We start from the raw sequence: 20,129 nt of genomic DNA, 5'->3' as shown, positions 1-20,129 counted from the left end.
GAAAGGTGTGGAGCTGACCGATACTAATAGGCCGAGGGCTTAACACAAACCATCACGCTTATAAGAGTTTTCTGCGCAAGATGTTCGCGTCCACTATGTTGTTCCCGGAACACAAGCACCGGGTCCTGACACCCACCTGTTGTTCCCCCTTTACGGGGGCCGGCGGGGTGGGGACAGTTGAATAGAGTGCTGTTTCGACAGTGTTACGGTGATCATGGCGAAGGGGAAATACCCGGTCACATTCCGAACCCGGAAGTCAAGCCCTTCAGCGCCGATGGTACTGCACACGGGAGTGTGTGGGAGACTAGGACGTCGCCGGACAACACACCACCATCTCGTTGGTGGAACGGCTGGAGGCCGGTACCGTTAGGTGCCGGCCTCAGCTGCGTTTACAGGGATTTTTGCGGATCGAAAGGACTCGCCATGGGCGACGACAACACCGGGCGTCACGACGGTCCCGGCCGAGGTGGGCAGGATCGCCCAGGAGGCCGCGGAGGTCGCCCCGGTGGCGAGGGTCGCGGCGATCGAGGCGCCCAGGGCGGTGGCCGTTGGAACAGCTCACGACCCGAAGGCCAGGGCCGGGGTCCGCGCAGCGAAGGCGAAGGCCGCGGTCCGCGAGGCGAAGGGAGTCGTCCCTGGCGTGACCGCGACGACAGCCGGGGAGACCGATCGGGCGGACCCGCCCGCGGTGGACGACCCTCTGAGGAGGGTCGCGGTCCCCGCAGCGGCGCAGACCGTCCCTGGCGCGATCGCGACGACAGCCGGGGAGACCGTTCCGGTGGACCCGCCCGCGGTGGACGACCCTCTGAGGAGGGTCGCGGTCCCCGCAGCGGCGGAGAGCGCCCGTGGCGTGACCGTGACGAGTCCCGTGGCCCCAACCGTGGCAGCCGTGCTTCTGACGGTCCGCGTAATTCCCGTAGTAGCGGAGATCGACCCAGCGGCGGAGACCGCCCGTGGCGCGATCGTGATGACAGCCGGGGACAGCGTTCGGACGCCCCTGGTCGGGGCTCGCGCACCCCTGACGACGCTCGTGGGCCCCGCAGCGGCGGCGACCTGCCCTACCGACCGGCGGACGGCCGTGGCGGTCGACCTTCTGACGATTCCCGGGGTTCCAGGACTGGCGGGGACCGCCCGTGGGGACAGGACGACCGAGGTGGGCGCTCGTACGATGCGGGTCGCGGTTCCCGCAGCGGCGGTGACCGTCCCTATCGCCAGGGTGACAACCGTGGCGGTCGACCTTCTGATGACTACCGGGGCTCGAGCACAGGTGGAGATCGCCCATGGCGTGAGCGCGACGACGACAGGGGACAGCGGCCCGGCGGACCTGCCCGCGGGGGGCGTCCCTCGGATGAGGGCCGTGGTTCCCGCAGCGGCGGCGACCGGCCCTACCGGCAGGCCGACAACCGCACCTCCGGCCAGCGCAATGAGGGCGGCTGGGATCGCCCCGAGGGCGACCGTTCCCCCCGCCGTGAGAGCGATCGGGGCGGATCAGAGCGTTCTGGCGGCTTCACCGGGGGTCCCCGCGGACAGGGGGCTCGCCGTCCCGATGACATGCGACGTGGTGGCAGCACCCATGGTGGGCAGATGCGACAGGGAGCGCGCCCCGAGGGTGGCCGTGACAGCGGTGGCGCTGGCCGTAGCTGGCGGGACGACCGGGACCAGCGCCAGGGGCGCGGCCCGCGCAGCGATCGGGAGCGGGAGCCGTTGCCGCCCGGTCTGGCCAGGGCCGAGGACGAACCGCCGGTGCCCCAGGACGCCGATCCGAGCCGTCTGCCACGGGAAGTGCGCGCCGAGCTCCGGAGCCTCTCCCCGGAGGGCGCTGAGTTCGTCAGCAAGCACTTGGTCGCTGCCGGTGATCTGGTCGACACCGATCCGGCTCTGGCGCTTCGGCACGCCCAGGCGGCGAAGCGTCGCGGCTCACGGCTCCCCCTGGTTCGCGAGGCCTTGGCCGAGACCGCGTACGCCGCGGACGAATACGCCATTGCGTTGAACGAGTACCGGGCCCTGCGGCGGATGACAGGGGACAGCGCCTATCTTCCGGTGATGGCGGACTGCGAGCGCGCTCTCGGGCGGCCGGAGGAGGCACTGCGACTCGTCAAGGAGGCCAAGCTGGTCGACATGACCCAGCGGACGCGCGTCGAACTGGTGATCATCGAGGCTGGCGCTCGCGAGGATCTGAAGCAGGCGAAGGAAGGCCTGCGGATCCTGAAGGTCGCGTTGGGCCATGCTGGCCGTGACATCCCTCATGAGGCCCATGCGAGGTTGGCCTACTCGTACGCCGCGATGCTGTTGCGCAATGGCCAGGAGGAGGCGGCACGCGAGTGGTTCGTCACCGCCGATGGTCTGGACGTGGCGCGCGAACTGGATGCCGAGGACCAGATCGAGTTGCTCGACGGCGTCGACTTCGTGTTCGACTTCGATGATGAGGACGAGTCTGATGAGGACGAGTCTGATGAGGACGAGTCTGATGAGGACGAGGATTCCGAGCCCAGTGTGGACGACGAGCCCGCTGATGAGGATGGCGAGGACCACGATCAGCCTCACGAGGACGACACAGAAGGCCTGACTCCTGAGGTCGTGACTTCTGAGGTCGTTCCCGAGGGCCAGGAAGCGCTGCTCAACGAGGCCGGGGAGGCCGACGACAGCGCGGAAGCAGAGGAGAAGGAACGCAATGACTGAGGTCGTCGCCGGTTATGACGCGGTGCTGTTCGATCTCGACGGGGTCGTGTACCTCGGTCCGGAGCCGGTGCCCGGCGCGGCCGAGGGCATTGCCCGCCTGCGTGACCGCAACGTTCCGGTCGGCTTCGTCACCAACAATGCGGCGCGCGCACCGCAGGCCGTGGTGGACCACCTGAACGCCCTCGGCATCCCGTGCACGGACCAGGAGGTCGTCACTGCCGGCCAGGCCGGCGTGCTGATGCTCACCCAGGAGCTGCCTGCAGGCGCCTCGGTGCTGGTGTGCGGGTCGCCGGCGCTGGTCGAGCAGGTTCGCGATGCCGGGTTCGCCGTTGCCCTGAGCGCCGATGACCACCCCGATGCGGTCATCCAGGGCTACTTCCCCGAGCTCGGCTGGCCGACCCTGACGGAGGCGGCCCTGGCCGTCCAGCGCGGGGCCCGCTGGTTCGCGACGAACCTCGACCCGTCCCGGCCCACCGACCGTGGCCTCGAGCCCGGCGCCGGTGCGCAGATCGCGGCGGTCCGGCTGGTTGTCGGTGGGGAACCGCGAGCCGCCGGCAAGCCCGACAAGCCGCTGATGCTGGCGGCAACCGCTCGGCTGGGCGCGGAGCGACCGATCTTCGTCGGCGACCGGCTGGACACCGACATCGCCGGCGGAATCAATTCCGGCTTGGACACCATGCTGGTGTTCACCGGCTCCCACCGAGCGCCGGAGCTGTTCGACGCCGTGCCCTCGCAGCGCCCCGACCACGTCGGGCGGGACCTGCGTGACCTGCTGGCGCCGGTGCGTACGGTCAGCCTGTCCGATGGGCGCGCCCGCTGTGGCGACGCCTCCGTACACCTCGAGGACGGCAGGGTCCGGATCGACGCCCCCGGCGACGCGATGGACCTGGTCTGGGCCACCGCCCGGCTGGTGTGGGACGTACGTGACGCCGGTGGGGTCGCCGACCCCGGACAGGTACTGGAGGCGGTGGCGGGGGAGCTCGCCAGGTGAACGAGGACGAGTTGCTGCCGCTGGCCCCCGGACTTCCGGAGATCGACGGCGCCTTGGTCGCCCTGGCTGATCGACCGCTGGCCGGAATATCGCGGCCAGGCGCATCGCTGGCCGGAACATCGCGGTGAGACTCGATCGGGTACTGGCCGAACTGGCCCTCGCCCGGTCCCGCAGCCACGCCCAGGAGCTGATCAAGGCCGGCCGGGTCCGGGTGGCCGGCCGGGTCGTGACGCGTCCGGCCACCGACGTCGACCCCTGTGGCGAGTTCGACGTCGATGGCGAGGAGTGGGTCGGACGTGCCGCGCACAAACTGCTCGGCGCCCTGGAGGACCTGCCGGTCCCGGTGGCCGGCCGCGGTCTCGACGTGGGGTCCTCGACCGGCGGCTTCACCCAGGTGCTGCTGGCCCACGGCATCCAGGAGGTGTACTGCGTCGACGTGGGGCACGACCAGCTCGACGAGTCCTTGCGTGCCGATCCGCGCGTCCACGTACGAGAGGGCCTCAACGCCAAGGAACTGAACCGGGGAGACCTGGACGGGCTCCCGGTCGACCTCGTCGTCGCCGACGTCTCGTTCATCTCGCTGACGCACCTGCTCCCGGCCATCACGGCTGTGGCCGGCCCGCACGCGTACGCTCTGCTCATGGTCAAGCCGCAGTTCGAGGTCGGAAGGCAGGGACTCGACAAGAAGGGCGTGGTCCGGGACGAACCTGCCCGGCTGGCCGCCGTCGAACACGTCGCCGCAGCCGCACGGGACCTCGGCTGGGAGGTGACGGGAAGTGCCGCCAGTCGCCTTCCCGGACCTGCCGGGAACATCGAGTACTTCCTACGCCTGGCCCGGAACGGGCGGTGAGCCCAGGGGACCGGCCCGGCGGGGAAGGCCGACACGACGCGACCTGGCAGGGCCACCGCCGCGGCACGCCTGCTTTCACGCGCCTGCTGACCGCGATGTTCTGCGCCGGAGTGGCCACGTTCGCCCAGCTCTACGCGCCCCAGGCCGTCCTGCCGGCGATCAGCGCGGGCCTGTCGGTCCCACCGGCCCAGGCAGCACTCCTCGTCTCCGCGGCCACCGGCGGTCTCGCCATGTCGGTCCTGTGGTGGTCCTGGTTGGCGGACCGGTGGGGCAGGGTCCGTACGATGCTGCTCGCCATCATAGTGGCGACACTCGCCGGCGCCGCCTTCACGTTCGTCGCCAGCTTCCCCGTCATGGTGGCCCTGCGGTTCGTGGAGGGCGCCGGCCTCGGTGGCGTCGCAGGCGTCGCGGTCGCGTACATCACCGAGGAGACGCATGCCGCCTCCATGGCCGCCGCCACCGGGCTGTACATCTCCGGGACCTCGCTGGGCGGTCTGTCCGGCCGGCTCCTCTCCGGACCCCTCACCGACCTGACCGGTTCGTGGCGTGTCGGCGTCGGCTCGGTGATAGCGCTCAGCGCGGTCGCCGGGGTCCTGTTCGCCGTCCTCGTGCCACCGCCTCGCCGGTTCACCCCGCGGCGTACGTCCCTGGTGCAGGTCTCACGCCTCGCCCTCGCACACCTGCGCAACCCCGGCATGAGGACGGTCTTCGTCCAGGCCTTCTGCCTGATGGGGGCCTTCGTCACCATCTACAACTACCTGGGGTTCCGACTGGAACGTCCGCCGTTCGCCCTCTCGCCGACCGTCACCTCGCTGCTCTTCCTGTCCTACCTGGCCGGCACCTGGTCGTCCAGCCGCGCGACGAGGTCTGCCGTACGCTTCGGACGCCGCACCGTCCTCCTGGGGGCCGGCACGCTGATGCTGACCGGACTCGCCCTCACCTGGGTGGTCGACGTCGCCGTCATCATCGTCGGTCTGGTCGTCCTGACCGCGGGGTTCTTCGCCGGCCACGCGATCGCCTCGGCCCTCGCCGGCATCATGGCGGAGGAGGGGCGCGCCCAGGCGACGGCCCTGTACAACTTCTTCTACTACGCCGGTTCCTCGGTGCTGGGCTGGGTCGGCGGGTACCTGTTCAGCGCTGGTGGCTGGACCGCCGTGTCGATGTTCTGCGCAATCGTAGTGGCCGTGGCGATGCTCGTCGCGTGGTCCGGCCTGCGACCATCGGTCGCCCGCACCCCTTAGGCTGGCCGGGTGAGCACGCCAGATACCGGTCACGTCGTCACCGCTACCGACCCGAACATTGTGGCGGGGGACAGGCGGGTCGCGGTGATCACCCACACCCATCGGCCCGAGGCGGTGCAGGCGGCCGCGCAGTTCATCCACGCCGTCTCCGCCCGGGACGTGACCTGTGTGCTCCCGCAGGCCGATGCGGCGGAGATGGACTCCGCCCTGACCGGCGCGGGCCTGCAGACCGACCTGCTCGACTCGGAGGGCACGAACGGGTGCGAGCTCGTGGTGGTCTTCGGTGGTGACGGAACCATCCTGCGCGGCGTCGAATGGGCGCTGAGCGTCGACCTGCCGATCCTCGGTGTCAACCTGGGACACGTCGGCTTCCTGGCCGAGGCCGAGTCGTCCCAGATCGACCAGGTCGTCTCCGCGGTCAGCAAGCGGTCGTACCACACCGAGACCCGACTGACCGTACGGGTGCGTGTCCTGTCCGGCCCCGGCGGTGACGTGCTGTGGGAGTCGTTCGCGGTGAACGAGGCCTCGCTGGAGAAGGCCTCCCGCCAGCGGATGCTGGAGGCCGTTGTCGCCGTCAACGACCAGCCGCTGTCGCGCTGGGGCTGTGACGGCATCCTGGTCGCCACGCCGACCGGCTCCACCGCCTACTCCTTCTCCGCCGGCGGCCCGGTCACCTGGCCGGGGGTCGACGCCATGCTGATCGTGCCGCTCAGCGCCCACGCCCTGTTCAACCGGCCGGTCGTCGTGCCCGCCGACGCGCACGTCAACGTGCAGGTGGTCGAGGCCGAGCAGAACACCGCGGTGGTCTGGCTGGACGGACGACGCTCCTTCGACCTGCAGCCCGGCAACGTGCTCGAGGTGACCCGCGGGGCCCACCGCCTGCAGCTCGCCCGGATCGCCCCCGACGACTTCACCGGCCGACTCGTCCGCAAGTTCGGCCTGAGCATCCAGGGCTGGCGGGGCGCGGCGGAGAGCCGCGGCGCATGATCAGCCAATTGCGGATCGTCGACCTCGGTGTGATCGCCGAGGCTTCCCTGGACCTCGCCCCCGGCTTCACCGCCGTCACCGGCGAGACAGGGGCCGGCAAGACGATGATCGTCACCGGCCTGGGCCTGTTGCTGGGACAGCGGGCCGACCGGGGCCTGGTCCGGCGGGACGCGTCCGGCACCGAGCGCACGGCCCGGGTCGAGGGCCGCTTCGGCCGCCTCGACGACGACATCCTGGCCCGGGTCGAGGAGCTCGGCGGCACCCTCGACGACCCCGACGACGACCCCGAGCTGGTGCTGGCCCGCTCCATCGGCGCGGCCGGACGCTCCCGGGCGTACGTGGGCGGCGCCCAGATGCCCGTCGCCTCGCTGAGTTCGCTGAGCGAGGAGCTGATCACCATCCACGGCCAGTCCGGCCAGATCCGCCTGGCCCGTCCCGACACCCAGCGTGACATGCTGGACCGCTTCGGTGGGCCGGAGCTGGCCACGCTGCTGGCGGACTACCGCGCCACCTGGCGGCAGTGGCGGGAGGCCGGGACAGAGCTCGACAGCCTGCGGGCCATGGCCCGCGAGCGGGCCCGCGAGGTCGACATGCTGCGGCACGCGCTGGACGAGATCGCCGCGGTCGACCCGCAGGCCGGGGAGGACACCGAGCTGGCCGACGAGGCCCGGCGACTCCAGGCCGTCGACGACCTGCGCCTGGCTGCCGGCAAGGCCGCACTCGCCGTCAACGGTGACGACGTCGACTTCGACACCTCCCCGGGGGCGGTCTCGCTCGTCGGCGTCGCCCGCCATGCCCTCGAGGCGATCGCCGATGCCGACAGCCGCGCCGCCGAACTGGCCCGGCGGGCCGCCGAGCTCGTCTTCCAGCTGGGAGACCTGGGCGGCGACCTGGCCAGCTACCTTTCCGACCTGGAGGCCGACCCCGGCCGGCTGGAGGAGATCGCCGGCCGCCGCGCCGCACTCTCCGAGCTGTTCCGCAAGTACGGCGACACGGCCGAGGAGGTCGTGACCTGGGCGGAGGCCTCGCGGTCCCGCCTCGACGAACTGGTCGGCACAGACGACCGGATCGACTCCCTCACCGTGCAGGTGGACCAGCTCCGCTCCCGCCTGGAGGCCTTGGCGGGCGAGCTGGGGGCTGCGCGTACGTCGGCGGCCCGACGGCTGGAGGAGTCCGTGGGGCGCGAGCTCGCGGCCCTGGCGATGCCGCACGCGCGGCTCATCGTCGACCTGGCGCCGGTCGAGCCCGGCCCGTGGGGGGCCGAGACGATCGAGTTCCTCTTCGCCGCCAATCCCGGTGCGGACCCCGGTCCGCTGGGCAAGGTCGCCTCCGGCGGCGAGCTGTCCCGGGTGCGACTCGCGCTGGAGGTCACCGTCGGCGACCACCCCGATCGCACGCTGGTCTTCGACGAGGTCGACTCCGGTGTCGGCGGTGCCGTTGCCGTGGAGATCGGGCGGCGCCTCAAGCGGCTGGCGGCGACCTCGCAGGTCATCGTGGTCACCCACCTGGCACAGGTCGCGGCCTTCGCGGACCGGCACTTCGTCGTGGTGAAGTCCTCCGACGGCAGGATCACCACCAGTGGCGTACGCGAGGTCGCGGCGGGCGACCGCGCGGGCGAGCTGGCCCGGATGATGGCCGGCATCGACACGACCGACAGTGCCCTCGCCCACGCGGAGGAACTCCTCGCCGTCGCGACCGAGTCCGGCCCGCTGGCCTGACACCCCCGAAAGGGATAGGGTGGAGGTCCGTGGGCCACGCGAATCTAAACCAGCATCCAGTTGACACCAAGCACATCTTCGTCACCGGAGGTGTCGCCTCCTCACTGGGGAAGGGCCTGACGGCCTCCAGCCTCGGCAGCCTCCTGGTTGCCCGCGGCCTGCGTGTCACGATGCAGAAGCTGGACCCGTACATCAACGTGGATCCCGGCACGATGAACCCGTTCCAGCACGGTGAGGTCTTCGTCACCGAGGACGGCGCCGAGACCGACCTGGACATCGGCCACTACGAGCGCTTCCTGGACCGGAACCTGATCGCCGACGCGAACGTGACGACCGGCAAGGTCTACTCCTCGGTGATCGCCAAGGAGCGGCGGGGCGAGTACCTGGGCGACACCGTGCAGGTCATCCCGCACATCACCAACGAGATCAAGGACGAGATGCTCCGCATGGGCGGGGACGACGTCGACGTGGTGATCCACGAGATCGGTGGAACCGTCGGCGACATCGAGTCGCTGCCCTTCCTCGAGGCGGCCCGCCAGGTCCGTCGTGAGGTCGGCCGGAACAACTCGTTCTTCCTGCACGTCTCGCTCGTCCCCTACCTGGGCCCTTCCGGGGAACTGAAGACCAAGCCGACCCAGCACTCCGTCGCAGCCCTGCGCCAGGGCGGCATCCAGCCCGATGCCATCGTGTGCCGGTCCGACCGTGACATCCCCGGCGGCGTCAAGCACAAGATCGCGCTGTTCTGCGACGTCGAGGACGAGGCCGTGGTCTCCTGCCCCGATGCCCCCTCCATCTACGACATCCCCAAGGTCCTCTACGACGAGGGCCTGGACGTGTACGTCGTCCGCCGCCTCAACCTGCCCTTCCGGGACGTCGACTGGACGAAGTGGCACGACCTGCTCGACCGCGTGCACCAGCCGCGCAACGAGGTCACCATCGCACTGGTCGGCAAGTACATCGACCTGCCCGACGCCTACCTGTCGGTCACCGAGGCGCTGCGCGCCGGTGGGTTCGCCAACTGGGCCCGGGTGAAGATCCGCTGGGTCGCCTCCGACTCGTGCGAGACGGCCGAGGGTGCCGCCGAGCAGCTCGGCGACGTCGACGGGATCTGCATCCCCGGTGGATTCGGCATCCGTGGCGTCGAGGGCAAAATCGGAGCGGTCCGCTTCGCCCGCGAGAAGCGCATCCCGATCCTCGGCCTGTGCCTGGGTCTGCAGGTGATGGTGATCGAGGTCGCCCGGGACATGGCCGGCATCGAGGGTGCAGACTCCTCGGAGTTCAATCCGGGTGCCGAGCACCCCGTGATCGCCACGATGGCCGAGCAGGAGGCGATCGTGTCCGGTGAGGGCGATTTGGGCGGTTCGATGCGGCTGGGCTCGTACGAGGCGACGCTGGAGCGCGACTCGGTCGTCGCCGGCCTGTACGGCTCGGTGCACGTCACCGAGCGCCACCGCCACCGCTACGAGGTCAACAACACGTACCGATCCCAGCTGGAGCAGGCCGGCTTGGTGGTCAGCGGCACCTCCCCGGACCACCACCTGGTCGAGTTCATCGAGCTGCCGCAGGACGTGCACCCGTACTTCGTCGCCACCCAGGCGCACCCGGAGTTCAAGTCGCGTCCGACGCGTCCGCACCCGCTCTTCGCCGGGCTCATCGCGGCTGCGCTGGCCCGACGGGACAGCGACCGGCTGCCCGTCGACGAGGTCTGACGTGCACCCGCCCATCGTGCTGAGCGGTGACGAGCTCAGCGACGTCCCGATGGCGTGGCCGGTGGCGTCCCGCCGCCTGGTGGGCGAGGGCGCCGTCTTCGACCTGGTCCGCGACCAGGTCGTCGACCCGGGCGGAGCCGAGCTCCGCCGGGAGTGGATCCGCCATCCCGGCGCGGTCGGGGTGATCGTCCTGGACCAGGACGACCGGGTCGTCCTGGTCCGCCAGTACCGACACCCCTCGGGGCTGCGGCTGGTGGAACCCCCGGCCGGACTGCTGGACCTGGACGGGGAGGACCACGTGGTCGCGGCCCAGCGCGAGCTGGCCGAGGAGGTCGGCCTGGCCGCCGCCGACTGGCGGGTCCTGGTCGACATGTTCACCTCACCCGGCGCCAGCCAGGAGTCGGTGCGCATCTACCTGGCCCGCGGCCTCAGTGCCGTCGACCGCCCCGAGGGCTTCGTCGCCGAGGGGGAGGAGGCCGAGATGGACATCGTCCTGGCCACCCTGGACGACGTGGTGACCGCCGTACTGGAGGGCCGGCTGCAGAATCCGGTACTCGTCGCCGGTGCGATGGCGGCAGCAGCCTCCCGGCCCCGGGGCTGGGAGAACCTGCGACCGGCCGACGCGCCGTGGCCGGCCCGGCTGCTGCGGGCCGAGTTCCTCGCCCGTGCGCCGATGGACCGGTGACCCCCCTGGAGGACCTCTGCGCCACCTACCTGGCGCACCTGGGTGTCGAGCGCGGACTGTCCGGCAACACCCTGTCCAACTATCGCCGCGACCTGGACCGCTACCGGGACTACCTCGAACGTGAGGGCATCACGGCGATCGCGGGGATCACCCCGGCCCTCGTCGGCGGATTCGCCGCCCACCTGTCCGAGGGCGACGCCACGCACCGGCCACTGGCCGCGTCCTCGGTCGCCCGGGCCGTCGTGGCCGTCCGGTCCTTCCACCGGTTCATCGCCCGGGAGGGCCTGACCCCGACGGACCCGGCCGCCGACGTACGTCCCCCCTCCACCGGCCGCCACCTGCCCAAGGCGCTGGCAGTGGACCAGGTCGAGGCGCTGCTCGGCGCCCCTGATCGCGACACCCCGGTTGGGCTGCGCGATGCGGCCCTGCTGGAGCTGCTCTACGGCACCGGTGCGCGCATCTCCGAGGTCGTCCGGCTCGACGTCGACGACGTGGGCCGGACCCTGCGGGCACCGGCCGACCAGCCACGGGCGATCCGGCTGCTCGGCAAGGGGTCCAAGGAGCGCCTCGTCCCGCTCGGCTCGTACGCCGCGGACGCGCTCGAGGCCTGGCTGGTCCGCGGACGGCCCGGCATCGCTGCTCGCAGTGCCGGGACCCCCGCGCTGTTCCTGAACACCCGCGGAGCTCGCCTGTCCCGGCAGACGGCGTGGGAGGTCGTCCGCCGGGCCGCCGAGGCCGCCGGTCTGGACGTCGAGATCTCCCCGCACACGCTGCGTCACTCGTACGCCACGCACCTGCTGGACGGGGGAGCCGACGTCCGGGTCGTCCAGGAGTTGCTCGGCCACGCCTCGGTGACCACGACGCAGATCTACACCCTCGTCACGGTCGACCACCTGCGCGAGGTCTATGCGGAGGCGCATCCGCGCGCACGTTAGGGCTACACTTGTCGTTTGCTGCCCAGAGGCGGCCGGCTGCCGGGTGCGGCTAGGATGGCGACAATTGATCAAGGGAGGGTTCTGTGGACCAGTCCGGTGCAGCACGTTCAGACGGCTCGACCGCACTGTTCGACCCCGACGACTCGGTCGCCGAGGCGCAAGACATCGGCCCGACGGGACGCCCCTGGCCCGTCCTGCCCGAGCCCGCACCGCCGGCTCCGGGCCGCAAGCGCGCCGAGATCATCGCCATGTGCAACCAGAAGGGCGGCGTGGGCAAGACCACGACGACCATCAACCTCGGCGCCGCACTGGTCGAGACCGGCCGCAAGGTCCTGCTGGTCGACCTCGACCCGCAGGGGTCGCTGTCGGTCGGGCTCGGCGTCAACCCGCACACGCTGGAGCTGAGCATCTACAACCTGCTGCTCGGCAAGGGTGTGGATGTCGACGACGTGATCGCCGGCTCCCCGGTCGAGGGCATGGACATCCTGCCCAGCAACATCGACCTCTCGGCGGCGGAGATCCAGCTGGTCTCGGAGGTCGCCCGCGAGCTCACCCTCAGCCGGGTGCTCGAGTCGTTGCGCGACCGCTACGACGTGATCCTGGTCGACTGCGCCCCCTCGCTCGGGCTGCTCACCGTCAACGCCCTGACCGCCGCCGACAGTGTGGTGATCCCGCTGGAGTGCGAGTTCTTCGCCCTGCGGGGAGTGGCGCTGCTGACCGACACCATCGCCAAGGTCCAGGACCGGCTCAATCCGCGACTCAAGGTCCTCGGACTCGTGGGTACCATGTACGACAGCCGTACGCTGCACGCCCGTGAGGTCCTGCAGACCGTCGTCGATGCATTCGGGGACCAAGTCTTCCACTCGGTCATCCGCCGTACGGTAAAATTTCCTGAAACAACGGTCGCAGGTGAGCCCATCACGACGTACGCGTCGAGTTCACCCGGGGCTGCCGCCTACCGTTCCCTCGCAAGAGAAGTGTTGGCGCGTCTTGGCGCCTGATTGCTATGTCTGATTATGAAAGCCGCCGCGGTTCGCTGGACCCGGCCCACCCCACACACCTGGACGACGACCCGGAGGTCGAGCGAATCATGTCCACGACCTCAACGATGGGCGCCTCCGAGGCATCCCTCGGCGAAGCCCAGCAGGTCACGCTGGGTGACGCAACAGAACAGGCCGGTTCGAAGCGTGGGCTGAACGGGCACGAGTCCTCCGGCCGCGTCCGCCACGACGAGAAGATCACCGTCTACGTCTCCGGCGACGAGCTGATCGCCCTGGAGCGGGCCCGGCTGGAGCTGCGCGGAGAGCGCGGCCTGTCCGTGGACCGCGGCCGGATCGTCCGCGCTGCGGTGGCGATGGCGCTCGACGACCTGCGCCAGCACGGCACCGACAGCCAGTTGGTGCAGCGGCTCCGGAAGAAGTGAGCGCCGGGTCCCGAGATATTCCACCCCAGGCCGGAGAACCTCGAGGGGCCCATCGGCCTCCTGTTGCAGCCCCTCTCCACGTTCGAGCAGGACACCACGGGGGTGGACCTGCGCCCCACGTCGGTGGTGGCGCTCGTCCCTCGCCGCCGGGTTCGCGAGGCGCAGCGAGGCCTGGCCGCCCCGCACGCCCGACAGTCCTGCCCGCCGATACCCGTGCCACTGAGACCAGTGCCACCCCACAACCCTGCCACTGAAACCAGTGCCACCGACAACCGTGCCACCGACAAGCGTGCGACCGAGCACCTTGCGCGTGAGCACCGTACAACCCTGAGGAGTCCGATGAGCGAGACCGAAGACCAGACCGAGGGCATCCGCCTGCAGAAGGTCCTCGCGCAGGCCGGCATCGCGTCCCGCCGGGCCAGCGAGGAGTTGATCGCCGACGGGCGTGTCGAGGTGAACGGCCGGGTCGTGACCGAGCAGGGGCGCCGGGTCGATCCGGAGACCGACGAGATCAGGGTCGACGGCTCGCGGATCCCGACCGCCCGCCGGCACATGTACACCGTGCTCAACAAGCCGCGCGGCGTCGTCTCCTCGATGGAGGACCAGGAGGGTCGCGAGGACCTGACCGACTACATCGACCGCCGCAACGTCCGCCTGTTCCACGTCGGCCGCCTCGACACCGAGACCGAGGGCCTGATCATCCTGACCAACGACGGTGAGTTCGCCCACCGCCTGGCCCACCCCTCGTACGAGGTGCCCAAGACGTACGTCGCGCAGGTCCTCGGCCACGTGACGCCGCACACCCTGAAGCGGATCCAGAAGGGCATCACGCTGGAGGACGGCCCGGTCCGTCCCGACAAGGTCAAGGTGATGCAGACCATGGCCGACGCGACCCTGCTGCAGATCACCCTCCACGAGGGACGCAACCGCGTGGTGCGCCGCATGATGGAGGCCTTCGGCCACCCGGTGCAGAAGCTGACCCGGATCGCGATCGGGCCGGTGCGGCTGGGCCGGCTGCAGCCGGGCGAGATGCGTGACCTGACCGGTGAGGAACTGGGGAAGCTGCTCGACCTGGTCGGGATGTGACCATGGAGCACGGCCAGGCAACGACCGGTACGGCGCGCAGCAGGCGGATCTACGGACTGGAGACCGAGTACGGGCTGACCAGCAGGCCGCGCGGCCAGCGATCCGTCGGACCCGAGGAGATCGCCCGGCAGATGTTCCGCGGCATGATCGCCTGGGGGCGCTCGAGCAACGTCTTCCTCGGCAACGGTTCGCGGATCTACCTGGACGTCGGCTCGCACCCCGAGTACGCGACCGCCGAGTGCGACGACCTGTACGACCTGGTCGCCCACGACGCGGTCGGCAACCGGCTGGTCGAGGACCTGCGCCGGCTGGCGACCGACCAGCTCGCCCAGGACGGCACGCCGGTCGAGATCTTCCTGTTCAAGAACAACGTCGACTCGGCCGGCAATTCGTACGGCTGCCACGAGAACTACCTGGTCGACCGGTCGGTCGACATCAACCGCTACTACCGGCTGATCCTGCCCTTCCTGGTCAGCCGGCAGCTGATCGCCGGAGCCGGTCACCTGTCCCGCACCCGGCTGTACGAGCGCCCCGACCGGGGCGGGGACGGCCCGGCGGTCTTCCAGCTCAGCCAGCGGGCCGACCAGATGTGGGACACCGTCTCGTCCGCGACGACCCGGTCGCGCCCGATGATCAACACCCGCGACGAGCCGCACGGGGACCCCGAGCTCTACCGCCGCCTGCACGTCATCGTCGGCGACTCCTCGATGTCCCAGACCACGACGCTGCTCAAGGTCGGCGCGACCGAACTGGTGCTGCGACTGGCCGAGGCCCGGATCGAGCTGCCCGACCTCACCCTGGACAACCCCAACCTCGCGATCCGCCAGATCTCCCGCGACCTCACCGGTCGCACCCCGGTCGAGCTGGCCAACGGCCGCACCACCACCGGGCTGGAGATCCAGTCGGCGTACCTCCAGGCGGTGCTGGACCACCAGGACCGCCTGGGCCCGATGCAACCGGGACTGCTCCGCGCGCTGGAGTTGTGGCAACGTACGCTCACCGCCATCGGGGCCGGAGACCTGGACACCCTGTCGCGGGACATCGACTGGGCGATCAAGCACCGGCTGATCTCGCGCTACGCCGACCGCCACGGCCTGGCACCCGACAGCCCGCGATTGGCGCAGCTGGACCTCGCCTACCACGACATCGCCGACGGGCGCGGACTCTTCCGTCTGCTCGACGCCCACGGGGAGGTCAGCCGGGTCGTCGACGACGCGGCGATCGAGCGGGCCCTGACGACGCCCCCACCCACCAGGGCCCGACTGCGCGGCGCCTTCATCGACGCGGCCCGGGCGGCCGGTGTCGACTACCTCGCCGACTGGATGCACCTCAGGATCAACCGTGGCAACCAGACCCGCGCGCTCACCCTCCGTGATCCCTTCCAGCACACCGACGAGCGCGTCGACGCGATGATCGCAGCCCTGGACGAACCACTCTGGTGAGGAACGCCCCCGTCCGCTCCGTTTCCGAGGGGACCGGGCCCACTCGGGTAGGCTGCCTCGCGTGATGGACTTCCTGCGCGCCCACCCTTCCCGTTCGGCCCTGGTGGCCGCCGTCCTCGCGATCGGGGTCGGCCTGACAGGCTGCTCGGGCGGGCAGGGATCGACGAACCCGTCGGCCACGCCCAGCGCCTCCAGCTCGCCGGCCACCGAGCCGTCGCTGGCCCCCGACCTGTCAGGGATCAAGGTGGAGGGTGACTACGGGAAGCAGCCGACCGTCACCTTCCAGCCGTTCACCATCGCCGAGACGCAGTCCAAGGCGCTGGTCGAGGGGAAGGGGCGGACCGTCACCGCCACCGACACCGTCAAGGTGCACTACCTGGGCGTCAACGGCCGGACGGGTCAACCGTTCGACTCCTCCTACCCCAGCGGACAGCCCGTCGCCTTCCCCCTGAACGGGGTGGTGCCCGGCTTCAGCAAGGGCCTGGTCGGCAAGAAGGAGGGCTCCCGCGTCCTGATCGCGATGCCTGGCAAGGACGGCTACGACTCCGGCGGAGGCAACCCGCAGGCCGGCATCCAGGTCGGCGACACCCTGGTGTTCGTGGTCGACATCATGGGCTTCCAGCTGACCGAGCCGCAGGGCAAGGCGGTGACCCAGCCCGCCGGGCAGCCCACCATCAGCGGCGCGACCAACGACCCCCAGGTCAAGGTTCCGGCCGGGGCCCCCCCCAAGAACCTCCTCGTCCAGCCGCTGATCAAGGGTGAGGGACCGCAGGTCACCGAGAAGTCCACCATCACCGTCAACTACCGGGCCTGGCTCTGGAACGGCGGGACCAAGGTCGACGACTCGTACGCCACCCGGCCCGACACCGGCCAGCTGAGCACCTTGATCCCGGGGTGGAGTGAGGGCCTGAAGGGCCAGACCGTCGGCAGCCGCGTGCTGCTGGTGATCCCGCCGGACAAGGCCTACCCCGAGGGCGTGCCCGAGGCGAGCGTGCCTGCCGGCGCCACTCTCATCTACGTGGTGGACATCCTCGACGCCTCCTGATCGGTCCAGACCCACGGCTCGCGGGGGAGCGAGCCGGGGTCGAACCGGTCCAGCAGCACGGCCATCGGGACGGGTTCGCCGGCCTCGGCCAACCCCAGGGAGCAGGCCAGGCGTGATCGCACCGCGTCCGGACCGACACCCCGGGCGGCCAGGTCCGCCAGCGTCACCGCTCCGTCGCGCTTCGCCAGGCGTCGCCCTGCGGCGTTGAGCACCAGCGGCACGTGCGCGTACGTCGGCACCCGGCCGCCCAGCCTGGACGTCAGCCAGGCCTGCCGGGGGGTCGAGGGGAGCAGGTCGTCGCCCCGGACGACCTGGTCGACCCCCTGGGCGATGTCGTCGACGACCACCGCCAGGTTGTAGGCATGGGCGCCGTCGTTGCGACGGAGCACGAAGTCGTCCACCAGGCCCTCGACCGGCCCCGCCAGCTCGTCGACCACGCGGACGGTGCTGCCGTCGGCACGTACCCGCAACGCGGCCGGACGGCCCGCCGCCCGGGCCCGCCGCTCGGCGGGGGAGAGGTCGCGGCAGGTGCCCGGGTAGGCGCCGGGGGCACCGTGCGGTGCACTGGCCGCCTCGGCGATCTCCCGCCTGGTGCAGAAGCACGGATAGGTACCGGGATCGGCGTCGAGCAGCCGGATCGCCGCCTCGTACAGCTCGATGCGCTCCGACTGGCGGACGACCGCATCGTCCCACTCCAACCCGAGGGCCTGCAGGTCGTCCAGCTGGCGCCGGGCGATAGCTGGGTCGTGGGCCACCCGGGTCACGTCGAGGTCCTCGATCCGGACCAGGAACCGCCGGCCGCTGTGCCGGGCGAAGAGCCAGGCGAGCAGCGCGGTGCGCAGGTTGCCGACGTGCAGGTCGGAGGTCGGGCTGGGGGCGAACCGTCCAGCCCCCACGACGTCACCGGAGGGCGGCAGGCTGGTCACGCGATCGGACTCCTCGGCTGGCAGGACTCTGGCTGTTACTCTCGCTGGGACGAGGGTATAGGGACGCTGGACCCGCTGGAATCCGAGGAGGGGCGATGGCGACGAGCAATGCCGAACGTCGCGTCAGCCTGACCATGCTGCTGCTCAGCGCCGCCCAACCGCTCACCAAGGCGCGGATCCGAAGCCTGGTCGACGGCTACGCCGGGCTGGGCGACGCGGCCTTCAACCAGGCCTTCGAGCGGGACAAGCGCGCCCTGCGCGAGATGAGCCTACCGATCGAGACCACCGGCACCGGAGAGGACGAGGGCTACCGCATCCGGCCGGGTGACTTCCAGCTCGAACCGGTCGACCTGACCCCCCAGGAGGCCGCAGCGGTCGCGTTGGCCGCTCGCAGCTGGCGCCAGGCCGGCATGGCAGCCTCGTCCCAGCGGGCCCTGATGAAGCTGCGCACGATCGGCGCCGAGCCGGACACCGAGGCCCTGGCCTCACTGTTCGCCCCCACCGAGGTCGCCGACACCCGTCCCGGGGCCACCCGGGAGCTGGCCGTGCTGCGCGACGCGGTCGCCAGCCGGCGGCGGGTGACGTTCGACTACGCGGACCGCGGCACCCGGCGGGTCGAGCCGTGGGGCCTGGCCATGGCCAACGGGCAGTGGTACCTCTTCGGTGCAGACCTGGACCGGGGCGGACAGCCGCGCCGGTTCAAGCTCGCCCGGATCCAGGGCAAGGTCGTCGAGGGCACCAGCCGGGCAGCCTTCCCCGAGCCCGACCGGGCCCAGAGCGAGCGGATCAGTGCCGAGATCGCCGGCCAGCGCGCCGACGACGAGGCGCTGGTTGCGATCCGGCCCGGACGCGAGGCGGCCCTGCACCGCCACCTCACCCCGACCGAGGAGCCGGCGCCGGAAGGCTACCGGGCCTGGCGCGTCGCGTACGGCTACCGCCGGACCTTCGTGGGCGACCTGGCGGCGCTCGGCACCGATGTCATCGTGCTCGCGCCCCACGACCTGCGTACGTCACTGGTCGAGCACCTCACCGCGATGCTCGAGGCCCCGGTGGCCAGGTCCACAGGAGGACGACATGGCGACGGCAGCTGAACAGGTGCCCCGGCTGCTCGCCCTGAGCACCTGGCTGCACGGCCAGGACGAGACGACAGTCGACGAGGTCGCACGCGAGTTCGCCATCACCCCGGCGCAGGCCACTGCCGACATCCGCCTGCTGACCATGTGCGAGATCCCCGGACAGCTCGGCTTCTACCTGCTGGACGTCGACCTGGAGGCACTGGACAGCGAGGGGGTCGTACGCCCCGGCATCGACAACGCCCCGACCCGGCCCGCGCGGTTCAGCGCCGACGAGGCCGTGACGCTGCTCGTCGGGCTGCGGACGCTGGCGGAGACGGCCACCGACGACACCGCGGCGATCGTCGAGAGCGCCCGGGCGAAGATAGCCGCCGTCGCGGGGGAGCACACGCCCATCGCCGACCGGATCCAGGTGACGGTCTCCTCGGCCACCCCGGAGGTCCGCGAGTCCATCGGCCGGGCGATCCAGCAGCACCGCAGCCTGGCACTGGCCTACGTCGACGGGCAGGGCAGGCGGACGACCCGGACGATCGACCCGCTGTTCACCCGCATCATCGACGGCCAGCACTACCTGGAGGCCTGGGACCTGGACCGTGCCGACCGGAGGTCCTTCCGGATGGACCGGATCCAGCGGGCCGAGGTACTGGCCCGTGCCGCGGCCGACCACGCCGGGCAGATGGGCGCCGACTGGACCCGGCGGCTGGCCGAGGCCGAGCAGACCACCCTCTGGGTCCGGGCCGCAGCCGCCTGGATCGTGGAGTACTACCCGACCGGGTCGGTTCGACCGGCCGACGCCTCGGATGCTGCCGCGGTGGGCCGCGAGCTGCGGGACGGCGACCTCGTGGTCACGCTGGGGGTGCTCGATCCGGCCTGGCTCAGCGGACTGCTCCTGCGCTGCGGGGCCGACGCGGTGGTCCTCGACCCGCTCGGCGCCGATGCCGGGGCCAGGGAGCGGGCCGCGAGCACCCTCGAGGTGTACCGCCGGGGAACATCTGGTGAACTTTTCCTGCAGGGCCGTCCGGTAGGGTCGGGCGCATGATCTGGGTCCTGGTATTCGTGGGCATCGCCCTGCTGGGGCTCGTCGGCCTCGTCGCGTACGCCGTCTGGCTGTGGCACAAGGCCGAGGACGTCCTCTCCGAGGTGGAGATGGTCGGGCGGCAGGCTGAGGAGATGCTGGGGCTGCTCGACGAGATCGCGCCGATCGAGCCGGCCCGTGCCGTTCCGGGACACTCGCCCGTTCGGGAGGACGACGAGGACGACGTACGATCGCATCAGGCGGATCTGGACTTCGAACCCGACTACTACCCGGGCGGTCGCTCCCGGGTCCGCCACTGAACAC

Annotated in this window: 18 protein-coding genes and 1 rRNA gene; 18 read left to right on the top strand and 1 reads right to left on the bottom strand. The window is 70.9% G+C overall.

Annotated features, from left to right (window positions below):
- Positions 1-204: 204 nt before the first annotated feature.
- The 15 genes from rrf (at position 205) to GA0111570_RS08445 (ending at position 16,791) form a co-directional block, all read left to right on the top strand.
- Positions 205-321 (top strand): 5S ribosomal RNA (rrf, locus tag GA0111570_RS08520).
- A gap of 1,263 nt (positions 322-1,584) precedes the next feature.
- Positions 1,585-2,679, top strand: coding sequence for a tetratricopeptide repeat protein (locus GA0111570_RS08510; protein WP_139283186.1), 1,095 nt, complete (start codon positions 1,585-1,587; stop codon positions 2,677-2,679).
- Positions 2,672-3,670, top strand: a complete 999-nt coding sequence (locus tag GA0111570_RS08505) for an HAD-IIA family hydrolase (RefSeq protein WP_092609186.1) — start codon at positions 2,672-2,674, stop codon at positions 3,668-3,670. Before GA0111570_RS08510 ends, GA0111570_RS08505 begins: the two co-directional genes overlap by 8 nt.
- 124 nt (positions 3,671-3,794) lie before the next feature.
- Entirely contained in the window at positions 3,795-4,520 is a 726-nt protein-coding gene (locus tag GA0111570_RS08500) for a TlyA family RNA methyltransferase (protein ID WP_092609183.1), read from the top strand.
- Entirely contained in the window at positions 4,517-5,761 is a 1,245-nt protein-coding gene (locus GA0111570_RS08495; protein WP_245703078.1) for an MFS transporter, read from the top strand. The genes GA0111570_RS08500 and GA0111570_RS08495 overlap by 4 nt, the downstream gene beginning before the upstream one ends.
- A gap of 9 nt (positions 5,762-5,770) precedes the next feature.
- Positions 5,771-6,748: an NAD kinase gene (locus tag GA0111570_RS08490; RefSeq protein WP_425438613.1), complete on the top strand. Its 978-nt coding sequence runs from the start codon at positions 5,771-5,773 to the stop codon at positions 6,746-6,748.
- Complete coding sequence (gene recN / locus GA0111570_RS08485; RefSeq protein ID WP_092609175.1) at positions 6,745-8,466, top strand: DNA repair protein RecN; 1,722 nt, start codon at positions 6,745-6,747, stop codon at positions 8,464-8,466. The genes GA0111570_RS08490 and recN overlap by 4 nt, the downstream gene beginning before the upstream one ends.
- Before the next feature lie 29 nt (positions 8,467-8,495).
- Positions 8,496-10,175 carry a CTP synthase gene (locus tag GA0111570_RS08480; RefSeq protein WP_092609172.1) on the top strand — a complete coding sequence of 560 codons (1,680 nt, stop codon included), beginning with the start codon at positions 8,496-8,498 and terminating at the stop codon, positions 10,173-10,175.
- Between the two features lie 49 nt (positions 10,176-10,224).
- Positions 10,225-10,860, top strand: a complete 636-nt coding sequence (locus GA0111570_RS08475; RefSeq protein ID WP_092609301.1) for an NUDIX domain-containing protein — start codon at positions 10,225-10,227, stop codon at positions 10,858-10,860.
- Complete coding sequence (gene xerD / locus GA0111570_RS08470) at positions 10,857-11,795, top strand: site-specific tyrosine recombinase XerD (RefSeq protein ID WP_092609169.1); 939 nt, start codon at positions 10,857-10,859, stop codon at positions 11,793-11,795. The genes GA0111570_RS08475 and xerD overlap by 4 nt, the downstream gene beginning before the upstream one ends.
- Before the next feature lie 125 nt (positions 11,796-11,920).
- On the top strand, positions 11,921-12,796 hold the full coding sequence (locus GA0111570_RS08465; RefSeq protein WP_092609298.1) for a ParA family protein: 876 nt from the start codon (positions 11,921-11,923) through the stop codon (positions 12,794-12,796).
- A gap of 89 nt (positions 12,797-12,885) precedes the next feature.
- The gene (locus GA0111570_RS18335) at positions 12,886-13,218 is read left to right on the top strand and encodes a hypothetical protein (protein ID WP_217634091.1); all 333 of its coding nucleotides are present in this window, start codon (positions 12,886-12,888) and stop codon (positions 13,216-13,218) included.
- 339 nt (positions 13,219-13,557) lie between these two features.
- Positions 13,558-14,304 carry a pseudouridine synthase gene (locus GA0111570_RS08455; protein WP_092609166.1) on the top strand — a complete coding sequence of 249 codons (747 nt, stop codon included), beginning with the start codon at positions 13,558-13,560 and terminating at the stop codon, positions 14,302-14,304.
- Between the two features lie 2 nt (positions 14,305-14,306).
- Entirely contained in the window at positions 14,307-15,746 is a 1,440-nt protein-coding gene (gene pafA, locus GA0111570_RS08450) for a Pup--protein ligase (RefSeq protein ID WP_092609295.1), read from the top strand.
- A gap of 64 nt (positions 15,747-15,810) precedes the next feature.
- A complete protein-coding gene (locus tag GA0111570_RS08445) occupies positions 15,811-16,791 on the top strand; it encodes an FKBP-type peptidyl-prolyl cis-trans isomerase (RefSeq protein ID WP_092609164.1) in 981 nt (326 codons plus the stop codon).
- Here GA0111570_RS08445 and gluQRS read toward each other — a convergent pair.
- Positions 16,761-17,717: a tRNA glutamyl-Q(34) synthetase GluQRS gene (gene gluQRS / locus GA0111570_RS08440; RefSeq protein ID WP_245703075.1), complete on the bottom strand. Its 957-nt coding sequence runs from the start codon at positions 17,715-17,717 to the stop codon at positions 16,761-16,763. The two genes, GA0111570_RS08445 and gluQRS, sit on opposite strands and share 31 nt — an antisense overlap.
- A gap of 95 nt (positions 17,718-17,812) precedes the next feature.
- Between gluQRS and GA0111570_RS08435 the strand changes: the two genes are divergently transcribed.
- Genes GA0111570_RS08435 through GA0111570_RS08425 form a run of 3 tightly spaced genes read left to right on the top strand, consistent with a single transcriptional unit; the run spans position 17,813 to position 20,125 of the window.
- Positions 17,813-18,808, top strand: a complete 996-nt coding sequence (locus tag GA0111570_RS08435) for a helix-turn-helix transcriptional regulator (protein ID WP_092609161.1) — start codon at positions 17,813-17,815, stop codon at positions 18,806-18,808.
- On the top strand, positions 18,792-19,829 hold the full coding sequence (locus tag GA0111570_RS08430; RefSeq protein ID WP_175557402.1) for a helix-turn-helix transcriptional regulator: 1,038 nt from the start codon (positions 18,792-18,794) through the stop codon (positions 19,827-19,829). The genes GA0111570_RS08435 and GA0111570_RS08430 overlap by 17 nt, the downstream gene beginning before the upstream one ends.
- Positions 19,826-20,125 carry a hypothetical protein gene (locus GA0111570_RS08425; RefSeq protein ID WP_092609155.1) on the top strand — a complete coding sequence of 100 codons (300 nt, stop codon included), beginning with the start codon at positions 19,826-19,828 and terminating at the stop codon, positions 20,123-20,125. Before GA0111570_RS08430 ends, GA0111570_RS08425 begins: the two co-directional genes overlap by 4 nt.
- Positions 20,126-20,129 lie beyond the last annotated feature (4 nt).

It is taken from the genome of Raineyella antarctica, assembly GCF_900092135.1.
Taxonomy (GTDB): domain Bacteria; phylum Actinomycetota; class Actinomycetes; order Propionibacteriales; family Propionibacteriaceae; genus Raineyella; species Raineyella antarctica.
The sequence above is the reverse complement of the archived record's forward strand: the minus strand, read 5'-3'. Positions and strand labels throughout refer to the sequence as shown.